This is a genomic window from Streptomyces sp. NPDC058291 (assembly GCF_042880855.1).
In the GTDB taxonomy this organism is placed as follows: Bacteria; Actinomycetota; Actinomycetes; order Streptomycetales; family Streptomycetaceae; genus Streptomyces.
The window spans coordinates 42,776-53,235 of sequence record NZ_JBHVYK010000051.1; the positions used below are offsets into that span (position 1 = coordinate 42,776).

Consider the following 10,460-nt stretch of genomic DNA (forward strand, 5'->3'; position numbering starts at 1 on the left):
ATCACCGCACGGAACGGCCCCGGCCCGACGCCCACGCGCACAGCAGCACCGCTCCGGCGACCGTGGCCGCCGCCGTGCCGGCCGCGCGGACGCCGCCGCGGGAGCGCCAGGACAGCACGGAGCCGGTCGAGCGGGCGGACAGCGCCGAACCGGCGCTGAGCCAGGAGCCCACGGAGGCGACGGACGCGGCGGAACCGACGGAGCCCACCGACAGGAAGCCGCCGACCGAGGCGACCGAGAGGCAGCTGCCCACGGAGCCGACGGAGAGGAACGATCCGACCGAGCCGACCGACAGCGCCGAGCCGACCGACCACAGGGAACGCCAGGAGTCGTTGCCGTCCTGGCGTTGCGTCACGGGTCTGTTCATGGTCCGAGCATAGGACGGGACCGCTCAGGACGGCGGCCAGTCGCCGTAGGCGATGCGGGCGCGGTCGTGGACCTCCCCGACGGTGCCCCACTCGTCGCGGCCCAGCCGGGCCAGGGGCCGCAGCCGCCGGATGTCGGGGTGCCCGTCGACGATCACGTCCTCCCGCACGGCCGCGTGCAGGACCTCGCCGAGGACCAGGGTGGAGCGGCCGATGCCCAACGTCGCATGCAGTCTGCACTCCAGGGCCACGGGCGAGGCGGCCACCCGCGGCGGTCCCACCCGCAGCGAGGGCTCCCGCTCGATGCCGACCGCGTCGAACTCGCCCTGGTGCGGGGGGAGCCGGTCCCGGTGGCGTTGATCTGCTCGAGAAGCGGCTCGGGCGCGAGGTTGACCACGAACTCGCCGGTGGCCTCGACGTTGCGCAGCGTGGCCCTGGGTCCCGGCGTTCTGGGAGGCGAGGGTCAGCACCCGCCGGGCCTCCTCGAAACCCAGGCCGAAGGACGCCATGAGGATGCCATGAGGATGCCGCGGACGAGGTCGATCACCGGGCGGGTCTGCAGGGCGCGCCGCAGACGCACGACCTCGACGCGCAGATTGTGTACGACGCCCGCGTCGTGCGGGTGGACCAGGAGGCCGTCGGCGCCGCGCGGTTCACGGTCCGCCGCCCCGCTGCCGCCGACGCGGCCGGGGGTGTCGGCGGCGGGGACGGGGGCCTCGAACAGCGTGCGGGTGCCGGTCAGGTCCAGCAGCCGCTCCACGGCCGGGCTCACCGTGCGCACGGTGACCGTTCTCCCCTCCCGCAGGCCCCGCTCACGAGCGGCGAGCAGCACGTTCAGGGTGGAGCAGTCGCAGAAGGCGACTCCGTCGAGTTCGAGGTCGACTCCGCCGACCGCCGCGCCGAGAGCCCCGTGCAGGGCCTGCTCCAGCCGTCCGGTCGACTCCAGGTCGAGTTCTCCCCGCACCGCGACGACGACGCGTCCGGCGTCGGTGCGCACGCGGATGGCCGGAGGAGCGGCCGGCCGAGACGAACGGGCACCGCTCGTCCCCGCTCCCGGGCGGGCGTCGGCCCCTCCGGCGTTCGCGTCAAAGGCAGGTTCCCGCATGACCGCCTCCCCGGTCATTCCACGTGTCACCTCAAGACTCCCCCCGCACTCGTCATACGTCAACCAATACACGAAATGACGTTCCGGTTTTTGGATGCGTGAACCCTCACGCGTATGATTGCCTCATGGAAGGGGTGCCCGAGCCACACAACGGATGGACGTTTCTCACCAACCACGCGCGCGTGCTCGCCGCCATCGCGGACGACAACAGCGCCCGCATCCGGGACATCGCCGCGCACTGCCGCCTCACCGAACGGGCCGTGCAGAAGATCATCGCGGACCTGGAGCAGGACGGCTACCTCTCCCACACGCGGGAGGGGCGCGGCAACACCTACCGGATCGAGCCCGACCGGCTGCTGCGCCACCCCGCCGAGGCGGGACTGAGCGTGGCGGCGCTGCTCTCCCTCCTGGCGCAGGACGATGCGGCCCGCAGCCGCCGCCCCGCGACCGGGACGAACCACCGACGACCGTGACCGGCGCGTCGGCAGCGCCCGGACCAGGGGCGCGACGACGGCGAGAGACGAAGGTCACGACTACGTATCGGACATTTAAGACCTCAATCTTCACGCCAGGCACACAAGTTGGCTAAGTTGACGCCAGGCCGTTCGACTGCCCTTCAGGGCAGGGGGCTTGAGGCGCCCGCAACAGGGGTCGCCCGGATTCCACCGCCTACCGGCGGCGGAGCACGGAAGGAGTACGTCTTCCATGGCGACGGATCGCAGCCCGCGCTTCCCAGGCAGCAGCGACGAGCCGAGTCGGGCGGAGATCCGGCAGCGGGTCGACTCCCTCTACGACCGGGCCGAGAGCGACACGGGCAACTACAACGCCACACGCGCCATGTCGAGCCGCTCGCGCGGCACGGTCACCTCCGTCGCCGGCAGCGGGCGCGGCTCCTCCGACCCGTCGCTCGACGCGGTGGCCAGGCAGTGGTTCGACAGGGCTCGCGACCGGGTGGGGCCCACCGTCCCCGCCGTGCTGCCTGCCGACCGGCTGCCGACCCCGGCTCCCCGGGCGGCGCGCGCACCGGAACGCGCCGCCGACAGCGCCGTGGTGCGCGAGCTGGAGGCCGCCGTCCGACGGGTCCCGGAGCTCACCGGACCGGCGGTCGCCGCGCTGCCCGGGGTGCCCGAGCCCCGTCAGGGCGAGCCCAGGGCCCTGGCGCCCGCCCCGGCCGCCCTCGCCGCCGCGCCCGCCCCGGCCGCGGCGCCCTCGGACCGGCAGGCCTCGCTCAAGAGCACCAAGGAGCGCAACGGGCGCAAGCTCACCGCGGCGCGGGCGATCCTGGCCGGCGCCGTCGCCGGCCCGGTGGCCGCCCTGTCCGCGCCCGCCCCGATCCAGTCGGCTGCCGCCACCGCCGTCCTGCCGGTGATCGAGACGCAGCCGGCCCAGGCGCAGCCGGTACAGCAGACCTGGGACACCGCGGAACAGCAGGCGTTCCGGGCGGAGATCGCGGCAGCGTGGGCGGGCACGCCGACCACCGCCGCCGCCGCTCCCGCCGGCCCCGACACCCTCCTCACGACGACGGGCCAGCTCGGCATCGTCACGCCGACCCCGGACTTCGCGACACCGCCCTCGGGCTTCGCGGTGCCGGCCCCGGACTTCGCGACACCGGCTTCGGACTTCCCCACGCCGGCCCCGGACTTCGCGACACCGGCCTCGGGCTTCCCCACGCCGGCCCCGGACTTCGCGACATCGGCCTCGGGCTTCGCGGTGCCCGACATGGCTCTCGCCGTGCCCGCCCCCGTCGCGGCTCCCGGTCAGCGCGGGCCGGAACCGGGCGGCATGGCACCGGCGCCCGGCTATCCCGCTCCGGAACTCGCCTTGACCGCACGGGAGTCCGGCTTCCTGACGCCTGACGCCGGCACCGGCGCCCTCTCGGTCGCGACCGGCTACCCGGCCGCCGAACCCGGTCTCTCCCCAGCCTCGTCCGGCTATGCGATGCCCGACTTCGGCCTCCCCTCGGCCGATACGGCCTTCAGGACGCCCGGCGTCGACGCTCTCACGGCCGTGCCCGGCCACCCGGCCCCCGGCCCGGGCGTCGCCGCACCGCCGCTCGGCTACCCGGCACCCGAACTCCCCCTCACCGCACCGGAGTCCGGCTTCTTCGCGCCCGCCGGGGCGTCCGTCCCGAGCCGGCCGACCGCCGGAGTCGGCGTCACGGTCCCCGCATGGGACGTGGTGACGGTCGGTTCCGGATACCCGGCCGCCGCCGGTCCCGGGGCCCCCGCCGTCCCGCTTCCGGCCGCCGTCCCGACGGTCGCGGCCCCGGCCGACGTGACGACCGGCACCACGGGCACGGCGTATCTGAGGAAGGCGGACAAGGCGCTCGCCTTCGCCCGGGCACAGGTGGGCCGACCGTGCGTGTCGGGAGCCACCGGGCCCGAGTCCTACGACTGCTCCAGCCTCACCCAGGCCGCCTGGCGGGCGGCCGGGGTGACCCTCCCGCGCACCGCGATCGACCAGGCGAAGGCGTTCACCCGGATCAGCCTGGCCGATCTGCGCCCGGGCGACCTCGTCTTCTTCTTCGACGACCTCAGCCACACCGGACTGTGCACGGGCGACGGCATGATGATCCACGCACCGGGGCCGGGCGCGTCCATCCGCGAGGAGGCGATCCTCCCGTTCGGGGAGGGCGCGCTGCGCGGCGCCGTGCGGCCCGCCTGAGCCGCCGGTTTCCTCAGCGCAGCGCGGAGCCGGCCCGCGCCTGAACTCGTCTGGCGTTGTTGTAGGCGCGCAGCAGGAGCTTGGAGACGGCGCACGGCGACATGTCGACGTGACACTGACGGCATGTGCGCGCATGCTCCTCGTAGGCGGCGCGGGTCTCCTGCAGGGCGTCCTCGGGAGTGTGCATGGGGGGTCCTCCGAACGAAGCGACGGTTGCCGGGGCGTGGCTACTCACCAGTAGGTTCCACGTCAAGAGGATTTGATCATGTTACTTACGGTAGTGAAAAACGCGGGAACAGAACCGCACGTCACGACAGGGGGACCGACTTGACGGACGACGACGGGCGGCGCGCGGCGCGGGTGTTCGACGCGCTGGGGCCCTCCTACGAGACGGCCTTCGCCCACTCGGAGGCGCACCGCAGGTCCCTGGAGTGGCTGCTCGGACGGCTCACGCCGGGCAGCCGCGTACTGGACGTCGGAAGCGGAACCGGGCGGCCGACGGCCGAGACCCTCGCCCGGGCGGGCCACGAGGTGCTGGGCGTCGACGTCTCCCCCGTCATGGTGGAGCTGGCCGCCCGGCAGGTGCCCGAGGCGGAGTTCCGTTGCCTCGACGCGCGCGAACTCCCGCTGGCGGAGGGGTCGTTGGACGCCGTCTGCGTGTACTTCTCGCTGCTGCAGCTGGACCGCGCCCACCAGGCCGCCCTGGTCGGCCGGCTGGCCCGTGCGCTACGGCCCGGGGGCAGCCTCGTGCTGGCGACCGTCCCGCTCGACGTCGAGGGCGTCGACGCCGTGTTCATGGGACAGCCCGTGCGGGTGACCAGCTTCGCCGACGAGGCACTCGTCGACCTCGTCACCCGGGCCGGCCTGACCGTGCTGGCCGAGGAGAACGTGCTGTTCACCCCCGACCATCCCCAGGCCGTGCCCGAGCCGCACCTCTTCCTGCACTGCGGCAGGCGGTAGGGCCGCTCAGCGCTTCGTGGCGCGGGCGGCCAGCGCCACGACCAGCGCCGCCGAACCCGTGCCCAGCAGCGCGCCGGCCACGACGTCACCGGGGTAGTGCACGCCGGTATGGACGCGCGAATAGCCCACCGCGCAGGCCAGCAGTCCCAGCGGGACGGCGGAGACCGGCAGGGTCGGGCCCACGGCGGCCGCGAACGCCACCGCCGAGGCGGTGTGCCCGGACGGGAACGACGCCGAATGCGGCATCGGCACATGCCGCCCCGGGAACGGCGAGTCCTCGGCGCGGTGCGGACGCGGACGGCGCACCAACTTCTTGCCGAGCAGGTTGGCTGTCGCCGAGGCGACACCGATGGCGGCGACGCCCAGCACGGCGGCCCTGCGCGGGCGTCCCCCGCGCAGGGCCAGCGCGCCGGCGACCGCGAAGGACAGCTTGGAGTGGTCGGCGGCGGCCGACAGCCGGCGCAGCGCGGTGTCCAGAGTGGGCGTCCTGGTCACGGTGACCGCCTCGTACAGGGCCTGGTCCAGGGTGACGAGGTCGCCGACCAGACTCCGGGCGGAAAGCTTCGGGCGGCGGTCAGACATCGTAGGCCTCCTTGACGGTGCGGTGGTCGGTACGGCCGAGCGCGAGGCGGAACACACGCCGCCAGTCGACCGTGGGGGGAGCGTAGGCGGCGCCCGGGCGGTGCCGGGGCACCCTGACCCGCAGCGCCGCGGGCCGTACCGTGCAGACGACGGGGACGGCCAGTTCGAGAGCCTCGCCGTCGACCGCCACCGCGATGCGCTCGCGGTCGGCCCCGACGACGACGCGCCGGGAGGTCACCGAGGTGATGCTGCCCGCGCGCTCGCCGAGCAGCGCGAGTTCGGCGGCCTGGGCCGCTCCCTCGACCCGGACGCCGATCACTCCGAGCAGACCGGCGTCGAGCCGGGGCCGGCGGCCGCCACCGAGCGGATCGGCGCGGGCGTAGGCGTTGTTGCTGACCAGAAGGGCCTGCGGAGCGTGCAGCTCGGTGTCGTCCGCCCTGACGTCCAGGACCGGTCCGGATTCGCCCTGCAGCAGGTCGGGCAGATGATCCAGGGCGGTCGCGGCCTTGGCGTCGCGGTAGTCGGGGCTCTGCACTATCTCCGCGTACGCCCCGAAGGAGACGGTGTTGACGAAGGCGCGTCCGCTGACGTCGCCGAGGTCCACCCGCAGTTCGACGCCGTTGGTGAGGGCGTCCAGGCTCCGCACGGGATCGGTGCGGTCGAGGCCGAGGTCCATCGCGAAGTGGTTGCGGGTGCCGGCGGCGACGACCAGGAAGGGCACGTCGTGTTCGGCGGCCACGGCCGCCACCAACGCCTGGGTGCCGTCGCCGCCCGCGACGCCGAGCAGGTCCGCGCCCTCGGCGACGGCCCGGCGGGCCACCTCCGCAGGGTCGGTGTAGACGTCGTCGGCGCCGAGCACGACCACCCGCGCGCCCAGCGCCTCGGCGCGCTCGACGAGACGGTGCTTGACGACCTTGCCGCCGCCCGAGCGCACGTTCATGATCAGCACCGGACGGCGCGGGGGCGGGGTCCGACGGCCGTGCGTGCCCTTGGGGCGCCGCACGCTGCGCAGCGAGGCGCGGGCCGCGGCCAGGGCGCCCGCCCACAGCGCGAGCGCGCCCACCGCCACCGGCCACAGACCGGACAGCGCGTACATCACCATGACGCCGACGGGCGCGCTGACGGCCAGCAGACCGCCCAGCAACCGGGCTCCGCCCCGGTGCGCCAGCATCCACCACACGCCGGCCCCGGCCGCGGCGAGCAGCGCGAAGCCCGCGAGCAGGACCAGCCAGCCGCCGGCGCCCGCGCCCGCGATCACCACGGCGACGCAGCCGGCGACCAACGCCAGCGCCAGCCGGGCCCAGCCCCGCGCGCGGGCGACGGCGTCCAGCCGTGCCGCGCCGACGTGCGGCAGCGGCCATTTCGTCCTGTCTGTCTCGTTCACCGTGCGCTCGCCATGCCCGTGGCTCCCTGTTGTGCGTCGACAGCGCCGACGATCTCGGTCAATTGTCCATGGCACGGCGCCTTGATGTGACCGCGATCCCGCTCTCGGCGCCCGCCGTGCGGGTTCCCGCCCGGGAGGGAGCTCATGAGAAGGGGCCCGTCGGCAGTCGACGGGCCCCGTGGTCGTGCGACCGGAGCTCAGGCGCGCCGGGTGCTGCGGCGCAGGACGACGAAGCCGCCGATCACCAGCAGTGCTCCCAGCGCCCCTGGCCACAGGTTGGCGCCGGTTTCGGCGAGGCCGCCCTGGACCGCCTGGGGCTCGGTCCCGCCGACCGCGCCGGAGCCGCTGTCGACCGGCGACTGCGACTGCGACTGCCCGGACGAGGGCGTGGGCGCGGCGGGGTTCTCCGGAGCGGTCGCCGGAGCGCCGATCTCGCCGCCCGAACCGGCGGCGGGCGCCGACGCGGGCGCCGAGACGGCCGCCTTCGGCGAGGGCTTCGTGTAGACGCGCGGCTCGGCGGGTGCGCTCGCGGGGGCCTCGGGAGACCGGGACTGCTGCGCGCTCCCTTGAGAACCGTTGCCCCCGTTACCGTTGCCGCTGTTGCCGTTGCTGCCGTTGCTGCCGTTGCTGTCGTTGCTGCCGCTGTTGCCGGAACCGGTGTCCCCGGAACCGCCGTCACCAGCGTTACCCGCGTTTCCGGCATTACCGCCGTTGCCGTTGCCGCCGTTGTCGTTGTTTCCGGAAGCGTTGCCGTCGCCGGTGTTTCCGGAACCGCTTTCGTCGCCGTTTCCGTTACCGGTGTTTCCGGAACCGTTTCCGCCGCCGTTGCCGTTGCCGGCGTTGTCGTTGTTTCCGGAACCGTTGTCACCGCCGTTGCCGGCGCCGCCGTCGCCCGGCTTCGCGCCCGCGCCGCAGGTACGGCCCTCGTTGATGCAGTCGACCATCTGCCCCATCAGGCCGTCGTCGAAGACGTTGATGAAGTCGCCGTGGTCCGTCACCGGCTTGTGCAACTGCTCGGGGAAGGAGTCCACCGCGAACAACGGAGTCGTCTTGCCGCCGTCCTGGAGGCTCGGTGCGTCGACGTCGTAGACGATGCGCTGCACCAGCTGCGGCACGGCCTTGAAGCCGTTCGGGCAGGCGCCGTCGGCGGCGGCGAAGGCCACATGGGTGCGGTGATTGGCGCTGTCGATGTTGGCGCCGTCCCAGCAGCTCTGGAAGCGGAAGGTGCGCACCACGTCGCTGCCGGCCGGGCAGAGCGGGTACTTGTCCTTGAGCTGACGGTCCTCGAAGCCGGTGCAGCTCCAGGACGCGTTGGCGTTGGCCGTGCCGTTGACGAAGGCCTTGGCGTCACCGGTGATGATGCGCAGCAGCCGAGGCATGGCGGTGACCTTGGAGCGCGCGTTGCCGACGAAGGTCAGGGTGACCTCCTTGGCGGTGACGATCTTGCCCGCGTTGCCCTCGACGCCGCCGCCGGGGCTGGCCGCGTCCCGTTCCTGGGCGCCGTTCTGCAGGCGCAGGACGGGCCAGTAATAGGTGGACTTGTCGCCCTGGTCCACGCAGCTCGTCTCGGCCTTGGCCAGATCGCCGTCGGAGGCGAAGGCGTTGTTGGACTGGTTGCCGATGTAGTCGTGGAAGTGGTGGGCGCCGTTGGAGACGCCCGGCGCGACGATCACGTTGTCCGAGTTGAACAGTCCGTTGGCGTTGACGCCGCAGCTGCTGGTGAAGGTGCCGCGCGAGGGGCCGGAGGCGAGGTCCGGGGCCTGCTGGGAGGGCTGCACGGACTTGATGTCCGCGTAGTCCGCGGCGACCGGTCCGTTGCCGGCCTGTCCGCCGTTGCCTTGCTGGCCGTCATCCTGCTGGCCGTCATCCTGCTGGCCGTTGCCCTGCTGACCGTCGCCGTTCCGGCCGTCGTCGCCGTTCTGGTCGCCGTTCTGGTTCTCGTCGCCGTTGCCGTCGGCGCCGCCGTCGGCCTGGTCGGAGGAGGCGCGCAGGGTGCAGGCGGCGAGGGACTCGAGGCCTTCCGGACGGTCGCCGACCCGGTCGATGGCGACCGCGATGCGCTCGATGGTCGCGCCGCGCTTCTCCTTCAGCGGGTTCATGACCGCGTTGTCCGCGAAACCGGCGTCCTGGCGCACGGCGTCGGCCGACTCCTGCAGTCGCTGGTAGGCCGCGGCGACCTGCTCGTCGAGCCGGGCCAGTTCGCGGTCGACCTCGGCGGACGCCCCGTCCGGGACGGTGGTCAGCTTGCCGCCGACGTCTGGGCAGTCGATGGTGACGGCGCTGTTGCCGGCCCGCCGGGTCGTGTTGCCGTCGGAGCCGTCCTCGGTGGCCGAGGCGTACACGTTCGCCGCCATCAGGCCGCCGCCGCCGAGCATCAACGCCGTAGCCAGGAAGGTCGCGCGTCGTCCGCCGGTCGGGCGTCTGCGCCGGTTCTGTACCAAGGAGTGCTCCTACGCGTCGTGGGCGGCCATGGACAGGAAATCCCCCGACCCCATACGCGGCGGGACCCGGAAGTGTTCAACCGCCCCACGAATTCATAGCAACATCTCAGGGAAGCCCGGTGGCCTGCCCCTTCGAACCGACGCCGCGTCATCCCGTCGGCGGGCCGAAGGACACGGACGGCGTCCGCCGCCCGCGGCGGGCGCGTTCGTGCAGCAGACCCATGACGACGGCGGCGGCCACCGCTATCAGATGCTCGCGGCCGGCGAGGTTCGGTGCGGCGATGGACTCCAGCACCATCGAGCCGCCGGTGAGCGTGAACACGATGGGCGCGCGGCGGACGACGGAGAGGAAGGTGAACAGTCCGACGACGGCCGCGGACGGGCCGGTGTCGAGCACCTGGCCGGCCTCGGGCGGCAGGCCGAGGCCCCACCAGCCGGGTCCCATCGCCAGCATCACCCGTACCGAGAGGGTGCCCGCCAGGGTGGACGCGTAGGCGACGAGCAGGGTCCTGCGGCGGCCGAGGGAGAGTTCGGCCAGGGCGAAGGCGAGGAACAGCTGGGTGATGCCGGCCCACACCGGCAGATCGAGCGCCGGGACGTAGAGGGAGACCGGGGTGCGCAGCAGGGTCAGCCACAGGGGCAGGTCGCCCTGGACGCCGCCGAGGACGCGCACGGCCTTCGCGCCCGCGGGGTGCTGGGCGATGGCGTGGAAGAAGATCACGCCGAGGCAGGCCACGACGGCCAGCAGCAGCGCGGCGGGTCCGCGCCGGCGCAGTTGCCGCAGCGGGTCGACCACGATGCCGTACCACTCGCCGCGCAGGGTCCGGCCGACGAACCGGGCCGCGTGGGCGAGCGCGCCGAAGCGCGCAGCGGCCGGGGCGCGGTCGTCGCGGCGCTCGTCTCCGGCGCGGTCGTCGCGGCGCTCGTCTCCGGCGCGGTCGTCGCGGCGCTCGTCTCCG

At 73.7% G+C, this 10,460-nt stretch carries 10 protein-coding genes and 1 pseudogene; 3 read left to right on the forward strand and 8 right to left on the reverse strand.

Annotation, left to right across the window (positions count from 1 at the left end):
* Position 1: 1 nt before the first annotated feature.
* The 3 genes and pseudogenes from ACFVYK_RS24220 to ACFVYK_RS24230 form a co-directional block, all read right to left on the reverse strand.
* Positions 2-367 (reverse strand): hypothetical protein, encoded by a 366-nt coding sequence (locus ACFVYK_RS24220; RefSeq protein WP_389777554.1) that lies wholly within the window; start codon positions 365-367, stop codon positions 2-4.
* Positions 368-391: 24 nt separating this feature from the next.
* Positions 392-807 (reverse strand): annotated as a pseudogene (locus ACFVYK_RS24225) (flavin reductase family protein); the annotation flags it as partial.
* Positions 808-828: 21 nt separating this feature from the next.
* The gene (locus ACFVYK_RS24230) at positions 829-1,362 is read right to left on the reverse strand and encodes an STAS domain-containing protein (RefSeq protein ID WP_389777557.1); all 534 of its coding nucleotides are present in this window, start codon (positions 1,360-1,362) and stop codon (positions 829-831) included.
* Positions 1,363-1,595: 233 nt separating this feature from the next.
* Here ACFVYK_RS24230 and ACFVYK_RS24235 point away from each other — a divergent pair, with 233 nt between their 5' ends.
* A complete protein-coding gene (locus ACFVYK_RS24235) occupies positions 1,596-1,943 on the forward strand; it encodes a helix-turn-helix transcriptional regulator (protein ID WP_389777560.1) in 348 nt (115 codons plus the stop codon).
* 232 nt (positions 1,944-2,175) lie between these two features.
* Positions 2,176-4,134 carry an NlpC/P60 family protein gene (locus ACFVYK_RS24240; protein WP_389777563.1) on the forward strand — a complete coding sequence of 653 codons (1,959 nt, stop codon included), beginning with the start codon at positions 2,176-2,178 and terminating at the stop codon, positions 4,132-4,134.
* Between the two features lie 13 nt (positions 4,135-4,147).
* Here the strand turns inward: ACFVYK_RS24240 and ACFVYK_RS24245 are convergent, their stop codons facing one another.
* A complete protein-coding gene (locus tag ACFVYK_RS24245) occupies positions 4,148-4,321 on the reverse strand; it encodes a hypothetical protein (protein ID WP_389777565.1) in 174 nt (57 codons plus the stop codon).
* 140 nt (positions 4,322-4,461) lie between these two features.
* Between ACFVYK_RS24245 and ACFVYK_RS24250 the strand changes: the two genes are divergently transcribed.
* Positions 4,462-5,094, forward strand: a complete 633-nt coding sequence (locus ACFVYK_RS24250) for a class I SAM-dependent methyltransferase (protein ID WP_389777568.1) — start codon at positions 4,462-4,464, stop codon at positions 5,092-5,094.
* A 6-nt stretch (positions 5,095-5,100) separates the two neighbouring features.
* Here ACFVYK_RS24250 and ACFVYK_RS24255 read toward each other — a convergent pair whose 3' ends face one another.
* The 4 genes from ACFVYK_RS24255 to ACFVYK_RS24270 all read right to left on the reverse strand — a co-directional run bounded on the left by ACFVYK_RS24255 (position 5,101) and on the right by ACFVYK_RS24270 (position 10,297).
* Positions 5,101-5,676, reverse strand: a complete 576-nt coding sequence (locus tag ACFVYK_RS24255) for a phosphatase PAP2 family protein (protein WP_389777571.1) — start codon at positions 5,674-5,676, stop codon at positions 5,101-5,103.
* Complete coding sequence (locus ACFVYK_RS24260) at positions 5,669-7,030, reverse strand: diacylglycerol/lipid kinase family protein (protein WP_389777584.1); 1,362 nt, start codon at positions 7,028-7,030, stop codon at positions 5,669-5,671. The genes ACFVYK_RS24255 and ACFVYK_RS24260 overlap by 8 nt, the downstream gene beginning before the upstream one ends.
* Positions 7,031-7,257: 227 nt before the next feature.
* A complete protein-coding gene (locus ACFVYK_RS24265; protein WP_389777587.1) occupies positions 7,258-9,414 on the reverse strand; it encodes a DUF1996 domain-containing protein in 2,157 nt (718 codons plus the stop codon).
* 235 nt (positions 9,415-9,649) lie between these two features.
* Positions 9,650-10,297, reverse strand: a complete 648-nt coding sequence (locus ACFVYK_RS24270; protein WP_389777590.1) for a hypothetical protein — start codon at positions 10,295-10,297, stop codon at positions 9,650-9,652.
* Positions 10,298-10,460: the final 163 nt, after the last annotated feature.